9 protein-coding genes and 1 tRNA gene are annotated in these 19,364 nt (G+C 74.1%); 5 read left to right on the top strand and 5 right to left on the bottom strand.

The window, feature by feature from the left end; all coding sequences use genetic code 11:
* Positions 1-18: 18 nt before the first annotated feature.
* The 3 genes from ACYVDA_RS07965 to ACYVDA_RS07955 are packed head-to-tail and all read right to left on the bottom strand — an operon-like array spanning position 19 to position 4,648.
* Positions 19-1,674, bottom strand: coding sequence for a P-loop NTPase family protein (locus tag ACYVDA_RS07965; RefSeq protein ID WP_460816925.1), 1,656 nt, complete (start codon positions 1,672-1,674; stop codon positions 19-21).
* Positions 1,671-3,407, bottom strand: a complete 1,737-nt coding sequence (locus ACYVDA_RS07960; protein WP_460816923.1) for an ABC transporter — start codon at positions 3,405-3,407, stop codon at positions 1,671-1,673. The genes ACYVDA_RS07965 and ACYVDA_RS07960 overlap by 4 nt, the downstream gene beginning before the upstream one ends.
* Positions 3,404-4,648 carry a PrsW family intramembrane metalloprotease gene (locus ACYVDA_RS07955; protein ID WP_460816921.1) on the bottom strand — a complete coding sequence of 415 codons (1,245 nt, stop codon included), beginning with the start codon at positions 4,646-4,648 and terminating at the stop codon, positions 3,404-3,406. The genes ACYVDA_RS07960 and ACYVDA_RS07955 overlap by 4 nt, the downstream gene beginning before the upstream one ends.
* 50 nt (positions 4,649-4,698) lie before the next feature.
* On the opposite strand from ACYVDA_RS07955, the gene ACYVDA_RS07950 reads away from it, so the two are divergent.
* Positions 4,699-6,186 (top strand): aminopeptidase P family protein, encoded by a 1,488-nt coding sequence (locus ACYVDA_RS07950; RefSeq protein WP_460816917.1) that lies wholly within the window; start codon positions 4,699-4,701, stop codon positions 6,184-6,186.
* Complete coding sequence (locus tag ACYVDA_RS07945; protein WP_460816915.1) at positions 6,162-6,401, top strand: GNAT family N-acetyltransferase; 240 nt, start codon at positions 6,162-6,164, stop codon at positions 6,399-6,401. The genes ACYVDA_RS07950 and ACYVDA_RS07945 overlap by 25 nt, the downstream gene beginning before the upstream one ends.
* Positions 6,402-6,416: 15 nt before the next feature.
* Here ACYVDA_RS07945 and ACYVDA_RS07940 read toward each other — a convergent pair whose 3' ends face one another.
* A complete protein-coding gene (locus ACYVDA_RS07940) occupies positions 6,417-7,313 on the bottom strand; it encodes an SDR family oxidoreductase (RefSeq protein WP_460816912.1) in 897 nt (298 codons plus the stop codon).
* A gap of 96 nt (positions 7,314-7,409) precedes the next feature.
* Between ACYVDA_RS07940 and ACYVDA_RS07935 the strand changes: the two genes are divergently transcribed.
* Together ACYVDA_RS07935 and ACYVDA_RS07930 are read left to right on the top strand one after the other, a co-directional pair.
* Positions 7,410-7,976 (top strand): TetR/AcrR family transcriptional regulator, encoded by a 567-nt coding sequence (locus ACYVDA_RS07935; protein WP_460816910.1) that lies wholly within the window; start codon positions 7,410-7,412, stop codon positions 7,974-7,976.
* Positions 7,977-8,078: 102 nt separating this feature from the next.
* Positions 8,079-8,155, top strand: a tRNA-Arg gene (locus ACYVDA_RS07930).
* Between the two features lie 11 nt (positions 8,156-8,166).
* Here the strand turns inward: ACYVDA_RS07930 and ACYVDA_RS07925 are convergent.
* Positions 8,167-8,499: a hypothetical protein gene (locus tag ACYVDA_RS07925; RefSeq protein WP_460816908.1), complete on the bottom strand. Its 333-nt coding sequence runs from the start codon at positions 8,497-8,499 to the stop codon at positions 8,167-8,169.
* 454 nt (positions 8,500-8,953) lie between these two features.
* Between ACYVDA_RS07925 and ACYVDA_RS07920 the strand changes: the two genes are divergently transcribed.
* On the top strand, positions 8,954-19,330 hold the full coding sequence (locus ACYVDA_RS07920) for a hypothetical protein (protein ID WP_460816906.1): 10,377 nt from the start codon (positions 8,954-8,956) through the stop codon (positions 19,328-19,330).
* Positions 19,331-19,364: the final 34 nt, after the last annotated feature.

Below are 19,364 nucleotides of genomic sequence, written 5' to 3'. Positions count from 1 at the left end.
GGGAACCTCGACCGGAGGTCAGCCGCGGGCGGCGCGCAGGCCGTCGTGGGTGGCGCGGTGGGCCGCCAGCTCCTCCACGACCGGGGTCACCACCAGCTCCTCGGCGACCTCGGCCACCGCTGCCCGCAGCCGCTTCTCCGCCCGGCGGGCCCGCGAGCGCGCCCCGACGGAGATGAAGAGCCGGGACACCAGGGCCAGGGCCACCCCCAGGACCACGCCACCGATCAGCATCAGGGTCGGCACGGGCAGCCCCTGGTAGTCGGGGGCCCCGAGGTCACCGAGCTGGAGGTAGCCCACCAGCGCCAGGCCGGCCAGCCACAGCACCCCGACCACGGTCACCGCGAACAGCGCCCACTGCAGGGCGCGCACACCGCGGCACCACAGCGGGATGCCCGCGACCCCCAGGTCGGTGGTGGTGACGGCCTTGTCGAGGCGGTCGCCGAGGTCGGGGAAGCGCGAGGTCGAGGCGCGCCGCACCGAGCGCTGCCAGGCCGGGGTCAGCCCGGTCGAGACCCGGTCGCACAGGTCGCGGACCGTGGACTCGACCCGGGCCTGCTGCACCACGCCGGTGCGCGGCAGCGAGGTGCGCGAGGCGGCGATCAGGTCCTGGCCCGTGGTGCGCTTGTCCAGCCGCAGGCGTCGCAGCGGGTCGGGCTTGAGCCGACCCACCCAGGCGGTCAGGGGCCAGCCGGTCGCGGCCCGGGCCCGCACGGTGGCGGCCTGCTGGACGGCGTCGACGACGATCGGCACCCCGGCCGCGCCGGTCAGCGCCTCGACCAGCTCGCGCCGGTCCTTGCTGCCCAGCTCGCGCGGAGCGGCGTCGCCGCTGACCGCGGCCAGGCCGGCCGCGGCCGAGGACACGTCGCCGGCGAGACGGGCCCGGGTCGCGGCCTTGTCGCGGACCCGGCGGGCGATCTCGGCGCGCAGCTCCTCGATCCCCTCGCCGGTCCGGGCCGAGGTGGCCAGGACGGGGACGTCGGTCAGGCCGTCGGCGACCAGCAGGCGGCGCACGTCCTCCAGGAGCGCGGGGCGTCGGGCGGGCGCGACCTCGTCGACGTGGTTGAGCACGACCAGCATCACCTCGGAGTGGCCGGCCAGCGGGGCCAGGAACTGCCGGTGGACGGCCGCGTCGGCGTACTTCTGCGGGTCCAGCACCCACACCATCAGGTCGGTCAGCCCGACCAGGCGCTCGACCTCCAGGTGGTGGGCCACCTCGGTGGAGTCGTGGTCGGGCAGGTCCAGGAGCACCAGGCCGTCGAGCGCCCGCTCGCGCCGGTCGGCGTCGAGGAGCGAGTCGCGGCGGACGCGGTGCCGCTCCGGGATCTCCAGCCAGTCCAGCAGCGGGTCGGCCGGGTCCTCGCCCCACAGGCAGGCGGTCGCGTTCGACGTCGTCGGACGGCGTACGCCCACCGCGGACAGCTCGAGGCCGGCCAGGGCGTTGAACGTCGAGGACTTGCCCGACCCGGTCGCCCCGGCCAGGGCCACCACGGTGTGGTCGGCCGAGAGCCGCAGGCGGGTGCCGGCGCGCTCGCACACGCGGGCCGCGCGCTCCAGCGGCTCCTCGTCGAGCCGGCCGCGGCCGGACTCGACGGCCCGCTCGAGGCCGGCGAGCCGGTCCTCCAGCGGGGCGGTGCGTCCCAGCACCTTGCGGGCGCCTGCCACCAGGCTGCTCATGGGGTACCTCCAGAGGACTCGAGCCGCAGGTCGTCGACCGTGCGGGCCAGGCCGCGCAGCTGGTCGGGGGCGGCCACGGCGACGTCGTGGCCGTCGAGCAGGTCCAGGAAGCGGCGCCGCTCCCGGTCGAGCAGCACCTCGGTGCGCACGTGCAGGTCGCGCCGGGCGGCGGCGGCCAGACGGCGCACGGCGTCGTCGCCGAAGACGGCCTCGAGCAGCTTCTGCCCGATCACCGCCGAGCCGCCGGCGATGCCGACCTCGGCGCCGGTCAGCCCGCCGGTGGAGGCGAACACGACCACCATCAGCGCCACCGAGAGCCCGTTGAGGCCGAAGGACAGGAAGCGGGCGGTCTTGCGCTTGTCGGCCCCCTCCGAGCGCACCAGGTCGAGCACCCCGCCCTGCCAGTCGCGGACCATCCGCTCCGAGCGCTCGCGGAAGTCACGGGACGCCCGGGACAGGTCCGGCCCCCCGGCCGCGAGGACCTCGGCGCCGGCGGCGGTGGAGCGCCACGAGGCGTCGGCCCGCTCGGCGGCCGCCTCGGCGTGCTCGATGAGCAGCGTCTGCAGGCCCGACTCGACCGCGACGGTGACCCGCTCGGCGCCCTGGGGCCGCCCGCGGAAGGCGTCGGTGACGCGGTCGCGCAGCCAGCCGACCTTGGACTCCAGGTTGCGCAGCAGCTCCCCGGTGCCGATGAAGTCCTGCCACCGGGCCAGCACCTCACCGCGCAGCAGCGTCCCGTCGGCCGAGCCCTCGTCGATCTCGCGCAGCGCCCGGTCGTACGCCGCGTCGACGTCGCGACGCAGCCGGGCCGAGGCGTCGACCTGGGCCTGCGCGGCGTCGGCGAGGTCGAACGTGCGCCGGGCCAGGGACCGCACGGCCCCGTCGAGGGTCTGGCGCACGACCGTCGAGCGGGCGCCCGCGTCGTCGCCGAGCTCGCGCAGCCAGCCGGTGATGTCCGAGACCGCACCGGCCGGCAGGCGGCCCTCGTCGTCGAGGGCCCCCTCGGCCACGGTGAAGAGCGGGGAGTCCTTCAGGCCGCGCTGGGTGAGCATCCGGGCCAGGTGGCCGGCGACCTCCTCCACGGCGTCGGCGGGCGTGCGGTCCAGCACGATCGCCACGGCCGCGCTGCGCTCGGCGGCCTGGCGCAGGAAGTCCCACGGGACCTGGTCGGCGTAGCGGGCCGCCGAGGTGACGAAGAGCCACAGGTCGGCAGCGGCGAGCAGCTGGGTGGCCAGGGTGCGGTTGCGCTCCTCGACGGAGTCGATGTCCGGGGCGTCGAGGAGGGCCAGCCCTCGGGGCACCGAGCTCGAGGAGACCAGCTGCAGCGCACCCGGGTCGGCCGTGGGCCGGTCGGTGCGCTCGAGCTCGGGCAGGATCCGGGCGTCGGCGAACCACTCCCGGTCCTCGGGGTGGTGCACCAGGACGGGCGAGCGCGTCGTGGGGCGCAGGACGCCCGGCTCGCTGACCCGCTCCCCCACCACCGAGTTGACCAGGGTGGACTTGCCGGCCCCGGTCGAGCCGCCGACGACGGCGAGCAGGGGCGCGTCGATCTGGACGAGCCGGGGCAGCACGTAGTCCTCGAGCTGGTCGACCATCTCGCCGCGCTGGGTGCGCTGCTGCTCCGCGTCGGGCACCTCCAGCGGCAGCCGCAGCTGGGCCAGGGCGTCCCGCAGGGTCGTCAACGTGCTGAGCAGGCGGTCGGCCGAGGCCGGGGTCGTGCTCTCGTGCTTCACCAGCGGGCTCCGGACTGACCGTGGGGCGGGGGTGGGGTCTGGCCCTGGTGGCCGGGGTGGGGCTGCTGGGAGTACCCCGGCACCGGGGGCAGGGGCCCGCGCGGGCCGGGCGGGCCGGCGTGCTGCTGGAGAGGTCGGGTGGGCTGGGGCCAGAGCAGGTGGGGACGCAGCGCGCGCATCCGCTCCACGTGCTCCTGGCCCACCACCGCGAAGTCGGCGGGCGCGACGCCGCGCAGGAACCGGCTGTGGAGGAAGCCGAGCTCGATCGCCTCGGTCTGGTAGGCCACCATCACCCGCCGGGCGGCCGGCCCCCCGACGCGAGCGGCGTGACGCCGGGCGAAGCGACGCGCCGAGATGCGGGCCAGCCACGGGATCTCCGCCTCGTGGACGAAGCCGCGCCGGGCGCAGTCGTGCAGGGCGGCGGCCAGGATGCCGCGCTCGCGTTGGCGCACCCACACCGCGAAGCCGGCCATCAGCAGGAAGGCCGGGACCATCAGGAAGACGTAGGCGACCAGGGCGTTGGCGCCCCCGCCGACCATCAGCGAGCCGTTCCAGGCCGCGTGCGCCGCGACCGCGACCAGGTAGCCGCCCACGGGCGCCAGGATGCGCACCGCCCGGGAGCGCGACCCGACGGCGATGCCGATGCCGATGCCGGTGAAGGCGGTGAAGAAGGGGTGGGCGAAGGGCCCGAAGAGGCAGCGCACGATGAACAGCCCGACCGCGCTGCCGACGCCGCCGGCCTGCCCGTCCTGGCCCATGTACGCCGAGGTCAGGTAGAGGATGTTCTCGGTGAAGGCGAAGCCGATGCCGACCATGCCGGCGTAGACGATCCCGTCGAGGATGCCGTCGAGCTCGTGGCGGCGGAAGAACAGCAGCAGGAGGATGAACATCCCCTTGGCGCCCTCCTCGGTCAGCGGAGCCACGACCGTCGCGGTGAACGCGTCGCCCTGCCCCAGCAGGAAGCGGTCGAAGACCTGCAGCACCAGGGCGATCGAGGTCGCGACGAACGCGCCCCACCCCAGGCCGAGCGCGAGCAGCGAACGCGGCTCGGGCTCGTAGCGGTCCAGCCACAGGTAGGTCGCGACGAGCGGACCCACGGGCAGCAGCGCGAGCAGGACCCCCGTGACCAGGGCGCCGGGAGCCCCCGAGAGGAGCAGCACGATCGCCATGACGACCGCCCCGATCGCCATCACGACCGTCACCGCGATCGAGAAGGCAGCGTTGCTGCGGCGTCGTTGCATGGCCGTAGCGTATCGACGTCCGCCGACGCCCCGGTCGTAGAGTGTCGCGGGTGAGCGACACCTCCGATGCCCAGCGCCCCGTGACCTCGCACGACTCCCCGCAGGGTGCTGCCGAGCGCCCCGCCAAGCACCCTGCCGACCACCCTGCCGACCACGTGGAGAGCCACGACCCGGCCGTGCCCGAGGCCTACTCGGCGTTCATGCGCACCGGCTGGGGCGACCGCGAGCTCGACCTGCCCCGCCACCCGGTCGCCGACCTGGCCGCGGGACGACGTCAGCGCCTGGCCGAGCAGTTCCCCGGCGAGCGCCTGGTGGTCCCGGCCGGCGGCTTCAAGGTGCGCTCGAACGACACCGACTACCCGTTCCGGGCCGAGACCGCCCACACCTACCTGTGCGGCAACCAGACCAGCGACGCCGTGCTGGTGGTCGAGGACGGCGAGTCCGTCCTCTACGCCCGTCCGCGCAGCTCGCGCGAAAGCGACGAGTTCTTCCGCGACCGGGTCTACGGCGAGCTGTGGACCGGTCGACGGCCCTCCCTGCGCGAGATCTCGGACTCCCTGGGCGTCGAGACCCGCCACATCGACGAGCTGGCCGACCGGCTGGGCGGCACCGCCAAGACCCGGGTCCTGCGTGGTGTCGACGCCCGGGTCGACGCGGCCGCCGGCCAGGGTGACGCCCGCGACGCCGACCTGGCCCGGGTGCTCTCGGAGCTCCGGCTGGTCAAGGACGAGTGGGAGCTGGGCCAGCTCCAGCACGCCTGCGACATCACCACGCTCGGCTTCGAGGACTCGGTGCGCGAGTGGGACCGCGTGCTCGAGCACGGCGAGCGCTGGGTGGAGGGCACCTTCTTCCGCCGTGCACGGGTGATGGGCAACGCCCTGGGCTACGACTCGATCGTCGGCGGCGGCTCCCACGCCACGACGTTGCACTGGACCGAGAACTCCGGCCCGATGGTGCCCGGCCAGCTCGTGCTGCTCGACATGGGCGCGGAGGCCACCTCGCTCTACACCGCCGACGTCACGCGCACGCTCCCCATCGACGGCACCTTCACCCCGCTGCAGCGCGACCTCTACTCCCTGGTGCTCCAGGCCCAGCAGGCCGGCATCGACGCCGTCCGTCCCGGGGCCCCCATCAAGGGCACCCACGAGGCGGCCATGACGGTGCTCGCCCACGGCCTGGAGGACCTCGGCCTGCTGCCGGTCTCCGCGGAGGAGGCGCTGTCGCCCGACAGCCGCGTCTACGCCCGCTGGACCCTGCACGGCACCAGCCACATGCTCGGCCTCGACGTCCACGACTGCGCGGTCGCCGACACCGGCGTCTACCCCGGCGGCGACCTCGCCGAGGGCATGGTCCTGACCGTCGAGCCGGGGCTCTACTTCCAGGAGGACGACCTCCTGGTCCCCGAGGAGCTTCGCGGCACCGGCATCCGGATCGAGGACGACATCGTGGTCACCGCCGACGGCTGGTCCAACCTGTCCTCGGCGCTGCCGCGGGACCCCGACGCGATCGAGGAGTGGATGGGGCGCCTGCGCGGCTGAGCCGGGGCAGGCGGGGACGGGGGTACGCCACCGAGGCCGGTCGGGCGGTCGTGGACTGCGCACGGGCGGCGGGTCACCCGCGCCTGTGGGCGACGGTCTGGGACTGGAACGCGCCGTCGCGACCCGTCCTGGCCGCGCTCGGGTTCACCGAGACCGACCGGGCCGAGGTGGATCTCGGACGAGGGACGACGCTGTTCACCACCCTCGCCCTGTGACGTCCCGGGCGCGCCTCAGGCCCCGGCGTACGCCCCGCGCTCCAGGTCCTCCAGCAGCGTCGGTCCCGTCGGCGTCCAGCCCAGCCGCTCGCGGGTCAGCGCCGCCGAGGCCGGCAGGTCCATGCCGAAGAACATCCCGAGCCAGCCGAAGTGCTCCCTCGCGTCGTCGGCCGGCACCGAGGTGACCGGCAGGTCCAGTAGTCGCCCGATGCCCTCGGCGATGGCGCGCGTCGCCACGCCCTCCTCGGCGACGGCGTGCACCACCGAGGGGCCGTGTGCGTCCTCGAGCGCGAGGCGCACGAGCCGGGCGGCGTCGTCCACGTGCACGGCCGGCCAGCGACCGGTGCCGTCGCCGACGTACGCCGAGACGCCGCGCTCGCGAGCGATGCCGACCAGCGCGGCGACGAACCCGTGGTCACCGGTGCCGTGCACGGTGGGCGCGAAGCGGAGCGAGACCGGGCGCACGCCGCGGTCGGCGTACGACAGCGCGAGGTTCTCCGTCCCCCCGCGCGGGGAGTCGGGCCCGTCGAAGGGTGAGCGGTCGTCCTCGACGAGAGGCCGGTCCAGGCCCGGGACCGCGACGCCGGACGCGAGCAGCAGCGGGCGGCCGGAGCCGGCGAGCTCGTCGAGCAGCGCCTGGACGGCGTCGCGCTCGGCCTTGTTGGAGACCTCGGGGTGCTCGAAGTCGTGCTTGTTGGCCAGGTGCAGCACGGCCTCGGAGGCCCGGGCTCCGGCCCGGAGCCCGTCGACGTCGTCGAGGTCGCCCCGCAGGACGGTGGCGCCCGAGCTCTCCAGGGCGGCGGCCGACCTGTCGGAGCGGGCCAGGCCGACCACCTCGTGGCCCGCGGACAGCAGCTCGCGGACCGAGGCAGAGCCGATCCAGCCCGAGGCACCGGTGACGAAGACGCGCATGAGTGTTCCTCCTTCTCGTCGCGACCGACCGTGTCGTCAGTCGCTGACATCAGCCTAGTCCTCGATGTCAAGGACTGACATCACTACGATGGCGCCATGGGTCGATGGGAGCCGGACACCAAGGAGCGGTTGCAGGCAGCCGCGCTCGACCTCTTCGAGCGCCAGGGGTTCGAGCAGACCTCCACCGCCGAGATCGCCGCGGCGGTCGGGGTGACCGAGCGCACCTTCTTCCGCCACTTCCCCGACAAGCGCGAGGTGCTCTTCGACGGCCAGGAGCTGTTCCTCGACACCTTCCTCGGTGCGTCGTCGGCCGCCCCGGCGTCCGCGACCCCACTCGAGGTGGTGGCCGCGACCCTGCAGCACGCGGCCGGCTTCTTCCCCGACGAGCGGCGTTCCTTCGCCCGGCGGCGCTGGGCCGTGATCGCCGCCCACCCCGGCCTCCAGGAGCGCGAGCAGCTCAAGCTCAACGGCCTCGGCGACGCCTGGGCCGACGCGCTGCGTGCCCGCGGCGTCGTCGACCCCGAGGCCGCCCTCGCCGCCCGTCTCGGCGTGACCGTGTTCACCGTCGCGTTCGAGCAGTGGGTCACCGACCCCGACGAGCGGTCTCTGGCCGAGATCCAGGACACCGTCCTGGCCCAGCTGCGGGCCCTCACCTCCCGATGACCGGTGGCACCTGCGGCATACTCCTGCCCGAGAGGTCGACCGGCAGCCCCGAGTCACGACAGCCGGTCCGGTGTCGCGCAGGGTCTGCGGCACCGACCCCCCGCCCCTGTAGCTCAGCTGGATAGAGCAAGAGCCTTCTAATCTCTAGGTCGCAGGTTCGAGTCCTGCCGGGGGCGCCACGACGCGCTCGTCAACTCCCGCCGCCGCCGTCTCCACCGCCGCCCCCGCCGTCTCCCCCGCCGAAGCCGCCACCGTCACCGCCACCGTGGCCGCCGCCGTGACCGCCGCCACCGCGACCGCCGTGGCCACCACCTCCGTGACCGGCGTGACCGCCATGCCCGCCGCCGTCCGGGTAGCCGCCACCGGCGTCGCCCGAGGAACCTCCGGCCCAGGCGCCCGCGCTCCCGCCCGAGGCGCCCCGCGAGGAGCGCCACGAGCGGCTGGACAGCTGACGGCCCATCCAGGTGGCGACCAGGACCAGGAGCACCAGCCCCACGACACCACCGACCATCACACCCCACATGCGGCTCAGGATGGCACGGAGGGCCCGCGCGAGGACGTCGTTCGGCACCCCCGACCCAGGCCGTACGCCGGACGGTCCCGCACCGCGGCCGGCCGCCGGGAGCCCGCTGGTCTAACCCACCGGTCCCGCCCGGCGTCCGGGTCTCACCCACCGGGCACCCGGCCACCCGTGCAGCCCCATCCGTGGGGGCCTCTCAGCCCACTCTCAGGCGTACCCGGACCTCGGTCAGGCCCCACCACACGCCGGGTTCGTCGTCAATGGCCGGAAGGGACCATGTCCGGGAGGTTCCCGCCTGTGGCTGACTCCCGCCAGCGGACCACGTCGAGCAGCTCAGCCCGGCCACCGCTGCTCGACGGCTCACCCTCGTGGTCGGCCGGCACCACGGGGGGCCGAACAGCGGTGCTCCGACGCTCCTCAGGTCCAGCGTGCCTGAGCCGGAACTTCGGGAACTCCTGTGCCGTCACGTCTGCTGTCCTCCCTCGCGGCCTCGGTCTCGCTCACCGTCCTCGCCGCCCTCGGGGTCGCGATCGCCCCGGCCGCCGACGCCGCGCCGCAGGACGCGGCCACCGCCAGCGTCACCGGCTTCTTCGACCGCTTCGCCTCCGAGGTGCTCCCCCAGATCGCCTCGAGCACCTCGCTGGCCCAGCAGCTGCCGACCGTGGCGGTCACGCCGGCCGGCTCCGTCGGGCTGCGCACGGCGTTCTCCGGCGCCCTGGCCAGCGGCGGCCAGCTCGGGGCCGCCCGGTCGCAGGCGACCCTGGGCGACCTGGTCGGCTACCTCGACGGCGCCGACGGCGGTGGGTGGGACTTCACCGCGAGCCGGCCCTCCGACAACGCGGTCACTCTGAGGTTCACCCGGACTGTCACCGACCCCGACGCCGGCCTGGACGTGCGCGACAAGGCCGGCACGCTGAGCCTCTCGACCGGTGGCGGCATCACGGTCACGGGCACCCTGACCGGGTCCTTCACCTTCGTCTACGACCCGGCGACCGCCCAGACCAGCCTGACCAAGCCGTCGATGACCATCGCCACCACCGCGGACCTCCCCGACGGCAAGGACCTCCTGGCCGGGCTCGGCATCCTCGGCGTCAAGGTCGTCGGTGCCGCGGGGACCGCCGACTACCACCTGGACAGCACCGTCACCACGGCGTGGGCCAACCCCGACAACGACGCCGCCGGCTCGCTGTCCTTCGACAACCCCGCGACCGCCGCCGACGGTGACGGCGAGCTGTCCGCCGCGGGGGCCGGCACCGGCCTGGTCACCGCGACGCGCACCGGCTCGGTCGACGGCCACCTGGTCGCGGTGCCCCGCGACAAGGGCCTGGTCGCGGGTCTACCGAGCGTCGGCGGCACCGTCGACGTGACCTCGACCGGCACCGGCACCTTCGAGGCACCCGCGGTCACCGCGGTCGTGGACGACGCGGCCAAGCCGTTCCTCACCCTCACCCCGCGCGACCTCGCGGCCGGGCTGTCCCAGGCGGCCTCCGCGGTGATCGGCGTGCAGAACGCCCAGGACGGCCAGCTGCCCCTGATGCGCGGCACCCTGGCCAACGCCGTGGACGCCGTGGGCGGGATCAAGGCCTTCCTGGCCCAGCAGGTGCCCGATGCCGACACCTCCGACAAGACCCCTGGCCAGCCCAAGTTCGCCTCGCTCCAGGACATGCTCGCGGCGCTGGACTCCGCGGCGTACCCCGGCTCGGGCTGGACCATCGACGTCCTCGGTGGCGACGACGCCGCGGCGTACGACAGCGCGCAGCGCCGCGTCGGCTTCACCGTGCGAACCACCCGCTCGGCCAAGAACCTCGAGCTCAACGTGCTCGGGGCCCCCACCACGGGCACGGGCACGTACTCCGCCACGGGGCTGACGGCGACCGGGGTCGACCTCGACGGTCCCTCGGGCACCGCGGGCCCCGACCTCGTCGGACGCCACGTCACCGCGGGCGCCTCGACCGGCACGATCGCCAAGGTCGACAGCGCCTCGGCCCTCACCCTCGACGCCTCCGGATGGGTCGGGGGCCAGCCCGCCGACGGCACCTCGTTCTCGATCGCGGCGGCTGACCCCAAGACCGGTGCCCCCGAGCTGGCCGACAGCCTGCTCAAGATCGCCGGCATCAAGACCGCGAACGCCGACCTCTCGACCGCCACCATCTCGCCCGACGTCGTGACCACCCTCCCGATGGCGCTCGACCTCAGCGCACCGAGGACCTACCAGGACGCCTCGGGCGCGACCGTGCAGGACTGCGACCCCAGCGCCGCGAACGCTCCGTGCCCCTTCCAGCAGGTCGACGCGGCCAGCGGGCTGGGCCGCGTGATCACCTCGCTGCCCCTGGCCGCCGACCGCGTCATGCTGCGCCAGTCCCCGCGCGACCTGCTCGTGGCCGACGCCGCCGTCAGCTCCCCGGTCCAGATCAAGGCCACCAGCGGTTTCCTCGCCCTCTCGATCGGCGGCACGGTGGGGCTCACGGTCCCGTCGGGCCAGCACCTGCAGGCCGTCAAGCTGACCGACACCGGCGACATCCCGGTCCCGGCCTTCGTGGAGAAGGTGCGCCAGCAGGCCGTCAGCAAGGACGCCCCCGCGGTGTTCACCCAGACCCTGGGGGGCACGGTGAGCGCCGCCCTCGACGTGAAGGTCGACGACGCGCCCGACGCCTTCGGCACGGGCAAGAGCTCCACCCCGCTGACGGTCACCGGCACCGTGGCCGCGCTCGCCGACGGCATCGACGACGGTGACCTCACGGTGACGGCCGCGAACCCCGGCCAGGCCGTCCTGCTCAAGGCCCTCAACTTCGACTCCGAGAACCCGACGTCGCTCTTCGGTGGTCTCCAGGCCGCCTTCCAGGGCGCCGGCAGCAACCTGACCACGATGACCGGGGGCGGGCTCGACACCCCCATCCCGCTCGTGGGCGCCTCGGTGGGTCAGCTGATCGGCGCAGGCGCGAGCGGCGCGGGCGGCGTGACCTACGAGCAGCTCCCCGGGACCGCGGCCACCAGCGCCACCCCGGCCGTCCCGGCCACCACCAAGCTCACCGACCCCGGCTCGAAGTTCACCCAGGCCTTCGTCGGACGCCAGATCGTGGTCGGCTCGACCTCGGCCACCATCGTGGCGCAGGACGGCACCAGCCTCGCGCTGGCGCCCCAGCTGAAGACTGCGCCGGTCGACGCGACGCCGTACCTGGTGGAGAACGAGCTGCTCGGTGCCGTGCACCGGCTCACCGCGGCGACCCCTGCGACCCTGCAGGAGGCCCTGGCCACCGCCCAGGCCTCGCTGGGCAACGGCTCCACCATCGGCTTCGGCCTCCAGGGCGCCGCCGGCTCCGAGCGGCTGCGGCTCGACCTCACCTGGAAGCGGTCGTACGCCGTGTCCCGCCCGGTCAGCCTGACCTTCGGTGACGGCGCCCAGCAGCTGGTCGGCGTGGACGCCGGAGGCGAGCTCAGCGTCGAGGCGAGCGGCACCGTCAAGCTCCGTCTGCTCCTGCCGCTGAACAGCAACGCGCTGAAGTCCCCCCTGACGAACACCCTGGTCGACAAGAGCGGCACCTCGCTCGACTTCGGCGTCAAGGTCGCTGCCGACGACGCCCACCTGGCGGCCACCCTCGGGCCGGTCAACCTCGGGCTCGGCACCGCGGCCGACCCGGGCAGCGTCAAGGCCGGACTCGGCGTCCGCGCGACCAGCGCAGCGGCCGGCACCACCCCGTCGATCACCAGCTTCTTCGGCGGCGGCTTCGGGGTCGCCGTCACCAACGGCGGCGCGTGCACGGACAAGACCCTCGTGCTCTGCGCCGACTTCCCGACCTACGTCAACGGCGCCGCGGCGGCGCCGAAGGCGGACGACAACCACTTCACGGTGGCCGCCACGCTCGGCTCCGGGGACCTGAGGAGCACCTTCACGGGCACGAGCCTGAAGGTCACACCTCCCCCCGTCCTGGCCAGCCTCCTGGCCGGCACGCCCTTCAAGTTCGGCAGCTTCACCGAGGGCCTCCAGCAGTACCTGTTCTACGCCGAGACCGCGCTGCGCACCGCCTCGAACAACGGCGAGATGCCCGTGATCGGCAAGGACCTCCAGGCCGGCGCGGACTTCATGGGCACCGCCCGCAAGAAGCTCGACGGCTTCCTGGAGAAGTACGGCGACCCCACCAACGTCGGGGACGCCAAGAAGCTGCTCACCACGCAGCTCGCGGATCGGCTGGGCGTCGTGGTCGACGGCTCCGACGGCGTCACGCTCGACCTGACCTGCAGCGGCACCAGCACGACCACGACCAACCCGCTGAACCCGCCGTCGGTCGCCCCGGTCGCGACCGCGACCGGGGCCACCGCCGCGGACACCACGCAGTACCGCTACAGCGTCGTGTCGACCTTCACCGACAGCGCCGGCAAGACGGTGGACTCCGTGCCGTCGGCGGCGACCTCCACCGGCACCAACCCCGGCGTGCGGAACGCCAGCACGCTGAGCGGCACGAAGTACAACACCGTCACGTGGAGGCGCGCCGCCGGTGCCACCGGCTACCGGGTGCTGCGCAGCACCCTGAGCGGCACCACCTGGTCCACGCCGACCCCGGTGGGGACGACCAAGTCGCTGGCCACCTTCCGCGACAAGGGCGTGCCCCTGCCCGTCACCAACCCGCCGGCCCCGGCGTACGTCGCCAGCACCGTCGCGCCCCAGATCCCTGCTGCCGGGCCCTGCACCGACGACCTGCCCACCACCCGCGTCGAGGGCCTCACGATCGCCCTGACGATGGGCCAGGGCGACGTCTCGGGGTCGGACGGCTGCGAGGACAGCAAGACCCGCGGCGCGTGCCTGGGCGGCAAGCTCCCCGTCGACCTGGGCCTGCCCGGCCTCTCGCTCAAGACCGGCGACTCCGGCTCGGTCAGCGGCAAGGTCGGCTGGGCGCTCGACGTCAAGATCGGGATGAGCCGCAGCAAGGGCTTCTACGTCGACACCTCCGACGACGACGAGTTCGAGGTCGGCGCCTCGCTCAAGCTCGACAAGGCCGCCGCCGGCCCGGACCTCAAGGCCCAGCTGGCGATCATCGACGTGGGCGTGACCAAGCGGACCGACAATCCTGAGTTCGTCGGCCACTTCGGCATCGACATCAAGGGCACCGGCGGCGTGCTCACCCTGGCCGAGCTGGCCCGCACCTCGATCGCCAAGGCGATCACGGTGAGCGTCGACGCCAAGGTGGACGTCGACTGGCACCTGGAGGGGACCGCCGACGCGGCCCTGCCCGGCATCAGCACCAACCTGCGGCTGCTCTGGGGCTGGGGGGCCAGGAGCGGCCAGCCGGCCGGCACCCCGGCGTCCAGCACCACGGGGCTCTCGGTGAAGTTCAACAACGTCACCCTCGACACCGGCGCGTTCTTCGGCAAGGCCCTCAAGCCCTACCTGCAGCAGGTGGTCGACGCGACCAAGCCCCTGCAACCCATCATCGACACGATCTTCACCCCGATGCCGGTGATCTCCGACCTCTCCAAGGCCGCCGGTGGCAAGGAGGTGACCATCGCGACCCTGGCCGACACGTTCAACACCGTGCCGGGAGGCGCGAAGATCCAGCCCTTCCTGTCCGCGATCCGCACGGTGAAGAAGCTGGCGGCCGGGGTGAGCTGCGACGCGAGCACGACCACGTGCGGCATCGACGTCGGGAGCTTCGACCTCAGCCCGACGACGGTCGCGACGACCCGGGCCAACCCGGCCACCGCGAAGCAGCTCGTCGGCACGACCGCGCCCGTCGTCACCGCCTCGCAGAAGCTCGTCGACACCGACTCCTCCAAGCAGCTCGGCGCTCCGGGCACGCTCAAGGACAAGGTGGGCCGGGGGCTCCCCGCCGGTCTCTCGATCCCGGTGATGAGCAAGCCGTCGCTGCTCTTCGACCTCATCTCCGGTGGCGACATCCCGCTGGTGGAGTTCGACAGCGGCCCGCTGCAGCTGGGCTTCCAGTTCCAGAAGTCATTCGGCCCGATCTACGCACCCCCGCCGGTGATGATGGTCATCGGGGGCGGCGCGTCGGTGACCATGCGGGTCGCCGCCGGCTTCGACACCTACGGCATCCGCAAGGCGGCCGAGGGCGGCCGCGCCGTGCAGGTCCTGGACAGCCTCTACTTCAAGACCGTCGACGACGACGGCACCCCCATCCCGGTCGTGCAGTTCACCGGTTACCTCGAGGCCGGCGCCTCGGTCTCGCTCGGCGTCCTGCAGATCGGCGTGATCGGCGGGATCAAGCTGACCGTCGGCTTCTACTGGAACGACCCCACCAACGACGGCAAGTTCCGACTGATCGAGTTCGGCACGACCGCGGCCCGGAACCCGATCTGCCTGTTCAACATGGGGGGAGAGCTCTCTCTCTACGTCAAGGTCTTCGTCGAGATCGGCTTCAGCCCGTTCTCGGTGAGCTTCGACTTCACCCTGGTCAACCTCAAGCTGCTCGACTTCGCCCTCAAGCCCGACTGCTCGCCCCCACCGCCCCGGTTGGGCGGCGTGAGCGGCAAGGCGCTGTACGTCTTCGCCGGCAAGCTCGGCGGGTCCGGTCCCCGCGGCGACAAGGCGTGGAACGCCGACGGGGCCAACGAGACCTGGGTCGTGCGCCAGGTGCCGGCGTACGCCGACGACGCGGGCAAGCACCCCGCGGCGGTCGAGCTGCGCGGCCTGGGCATCACCGAGTCGTTCGACGATCCCGACGGCACCGCCATCGACACGGTCGTCCTGGACGGCCGCGGCTACGCGGGCAACCTGTCCGTCACCTTCACCGGCGGCTCCCCGCCGAACGGCGACGACAAGCTCACCGCGTTCACCAAGAAGGCCGTGGTCTTCACCGGCAGCGGCGCCGACGTGATCCGCACGGGCGAGGGTGAGTCCTGGGTCGACTCCGGGGCGGGCGACGACACCGTCACCACCCTGGACCGCACCGACCTCTCCAAGCCCCTCTATGTCGGGCAGGCGCACGTCGCAGGCGGTCCGGGCAACGACACCATCACCGTCGGCAACGGCAACGACACGGTCTCCGGTGACGGCGCCCTGGGCTCCACCGAGACGTCGGTCAGCACCAAGCCGCTCACGGGCGACGCGGCCGCCGCGAACGGCGTGGTCAGCGGAACCGGTCTCTCGGACTCGGGGACGTGGGACGCGGCCACCGTGTCCTCGACCGGGGACGGCAACGACCAGATCGCGGCGGGCCTGGGGCAGGTGCGCCTGTCCGGCAACGGCGGTGACGACACCATCGGCACCGCCAACGACTCCGTGCTCGCCGACGCCGTCGGCGTCAAGGCCGGGACGACCGGCGGGTCGAAGGACTCCGAGGCCCTGTACCGCGCCCACGCCTCCACCCTCGTCGGCGGCGCAGGCAGCGACACCCTCAAGAGCGGCTCGGCCGACGACAAGCTCTACACCGGCTCGCACGACGACATCGGTCAGGACGGTGCGGGCGCCGGTGATGCGAAGGGCGACAAGAACACCGTCGACACCGGCGCGGGCTCGGACACGGTCTACGGATCCAACGGGCAGGACTTCGTCACCACCGCCTCGTCGGCCGCGCAGCACGCCACGGTGTTCGGCGGCGACCAGGCCGACGTCCTCGCCGGCGGCCTCGGCTCCGACGAGCTGTACGGCGGTCCCGGTGACGACTACGTGATCGCGGCGCCGGCGACGGTCGGCGCCCCCGGCAGCGCCAGTGACGTGCTCGGCGGTGCCCGCAACGTGCGGGTGCTCCCCGGCGCGGGCAGCAGCCCGAAGAAGCTGGTCGGCGGCACCGGCAGCGACCGCATCTACGGGTCGGACGGGACCTCGGAGATCTTCGGCGACACGACCAAGGACGGCTGCACCGCTCAGTCCTCCCCCGTCAGCGACCTGCCCGGGGAGTCCCCGACGAGCGACGACGGGAACGACCTCGTGCAGGGCGGCAACGGCGTCGACGTGGTCAACGCCGGTGGCGGCGACGACTGGGTCTACGCCTCGGGCGCCAGCGACCGCGTGTGCGGCAACGCCGGCGACGACCACCTCTACGGCGGCGACGACGCCGACCTCGTCCAGGGCGGGTCCGGCGGCGACCAGGCGTACGGCGACGCCGGTGACGACCAGGTCTACGGCCATGCCGGCGCCGACGCGCTCTACGGCGGGGCCGGCGCGGACCGCCTCCAGGGCAACCAGGGCGGCGACTGGGTCGACGGCGGCGGCGAGGCCGACGTGCTGCTCGGCGGCACCTCGAAGGCCGGCCGTGCCGACGGGTCCGACGTGCTGCTGGGCGGCGGTGGCGCCGACGTCGTGGTCGGTGACGACGCGCAGAGCGACGTGCTCGCGGACTCGCCGTACCCGACCGACCTGGGGTCCTCGGACGCCGCCGTCGGCGGCGGCGACTACCTCGGTGGCGGCGACGACGCCGACCGGCTGCTGGGCGGCGTCGGGGACGACACCGTCGCGGGCGGCGCCGGCGACGACAGCGCCGAGGGCGGGCCCGGCGCGGACCGCGTGTCCGGCGAGGACGGGGACGACGACCTCGTCGGCGGCTCCTCCGAGGTCGCCACCCCCGCCGGCGGGGCCTCCCCGACCGGCGTCGGGCGCCCCGACGCCGGGGACACCGTCTCCGGTGGCGGCGGGCAGGACGTCGTGCTGGCCGACAACGGCACCGTCTCCCGCACGACCGCGAGCGGCACGATGAGCAGCCTGCTGACCAACGGGGTCAGCAGCCCGCTCGCGAGCCCGCTGACGGTCAACCGCGTCACCACCCCGCGCACGACCACGGTGCTCGACCTCGGCGAGAGCCCGACGGCCGGCACCTCGGGCGCCGACCGGGTCGACGGCGGTGCCGGCAACGACGTCCTGCTCGGCCAGGGCGGCAACGACGACACCGACGGTGGGGCCGACGCCGACTACGTGGAGGGCGGCCAGGGCGCCGACCTCGTGCGCGGCGGGAGCGGGGACGACGACGTGGTCGGCGGCTCCTCCTCGACCACCTCGACCGGGGTCGGCCAGCCCGACACCGCCGACGCGGTCTACGGCGGCAGCGGCAACGACCTCGCGCTGGGCGACAACGGCCTGGTGACCCGCGTGCTCTCCGGGCGGGACTGGCGCACCAACCGCGCCGACGCGACCGGTGCGGGCCTGGTGCCCGGCCGCGCCGTGACCCTGCTCGACCTCAACAGCGCCACCCCGCTGACGGCGACGGCCGGCCACTCCGGCGCCGACGCCCTCTCGGGCCAGGACGGCGTGGACGAGCTGCTCGGCCAGGACGGCGACGACCGGATCAGCGGCGGCGGCGACGACGACTACCTCGAGGGCGACGGGGGTGCGGACGCCCTCCACGGCGACGCCCCACTGACCGCCGACGAGCTGGTCACCGCGCCGGCCTCGGCGACCGCGTGGTCGACCCCGGCCGTGGACGCGGCTGCGTCGAAGGAGGGTCAGGACGACGTCGTGGGCGGCTGGGCCGCGGCCCGGATGCGCGACGGTGCCGACACCGTCCACGGTGACGGCGGGGACGACTTCGTCGTCGCCGACGACGGCGCGGTGGCCCGGTCCGTGGTCGACGGGAAGGACCGGGTCTACACCCAGCGGTTCGCCCCCGGCGGGCCCGGGGACACCAAGGTCCGCGTGGCCGGCGGGGACGCCGTCTCGACCCGCTTCTGCCCGGTGTCGGGCAGCGGCGCGACCGCCACCTGCGACACGGCGGGAGCCTGGGGCGCCGACACGGTCTCCGGCGACGACGGGCGCGACGTGCTCTACGGCCAGGACGGCAACGACACCGTCTGGGGCGGCGCGGGCGACGACGACGTGTACGGCGAGCTCGGGGCCGACACCCTGTACGGCCAGGCCGGCGAGGACGCGATCCTCGGCGACCGCGGTGGGATCCAGGACCGCTACGAGGACGGCTCCCGGTCGGTGGTCACCTCGCTCAACTCACCGCCGGCGGTCTCGTGGACCTCGCGCCGCAAGGGCTCGGTCACCCGGGAGGCCGACCTCGCGCACGACGTGAACGGCACCGACCTGGTGGGCTCGGCGACCAGCACGCCGATGCCGCTGGACGGCACGACGTACGGCGACGCCGACCGCATCCGCGGCGGCGACGGGCGCGACAGCCTCCACGGAGGGGCCGGTGACGACCTGGTCAACGGCGACGCCGGGGGCGACTCGGTGTTCGGCGACCGCGGGGCCGACGCGCTCTGGGGCGGCGTGGGTCGCACCTGCGCCACCACCGACACCGACTGCCAGGCCGACCCCGGCAAGGACGGGGAGTTCGTCGACCACCTCGCCGGCGGCAAGGACGCCGACGTGCTCGACTGGCGTCCGCGCGGCAGCTACGGCACCGGGCCGGCCCTGACCGGCCGCACCTGCACCACCGGCGCCGCTCCGGCCACGACGCAGAAGGGCGACACCGCCGACCCGTGCTCCTGGTTCGAGATGACCGACCGGGCCAACGACGACCCGGCCGTGCCCGCCACGCTGGCCGACAACCAGCACCACCAGGGCGTCGACTGGATCTACGGCGGGTGGGACCGCGACGTGATGCAGGCCGACCTGTCGGAGAACGGTCCCCACCCGGGTGACCGGCTGATGGACTGGAACGGGGTCTACAACCTCTACAGCCACTGCAACGCGGCGTACGGCGGGTTCACCGACGTGCGCAACCACTCCCCCGCGGTGCAGTCGTTCCTCCAGTCGTGGGCCGACGGCAACGGTGCCGGCCGACCGGCCGGGTCGGGACGCGCGGCGGACAGCGCGACGCCGGGCACCTCGGCGTACGACGAGCTGGCGCTGACCACGACCGGCGACGCGAAGGACCACGGCACGGGCAGCCCCTACCCGGGCAGTCCCGGACACTTCGACGCCGACGCCTGCGCCGGGCCCTGACCCAGCCGCACCCCGCCCGGGGGCCCGGACGCCG

The sequence above is a fragment of the Nocardioides korecus genome, assembly GCF_054778395.1.
Note: the sequence above shows the minus strand (reverse complement) of the source record. Positions and strands in the feature narration are given on the sequence as shown.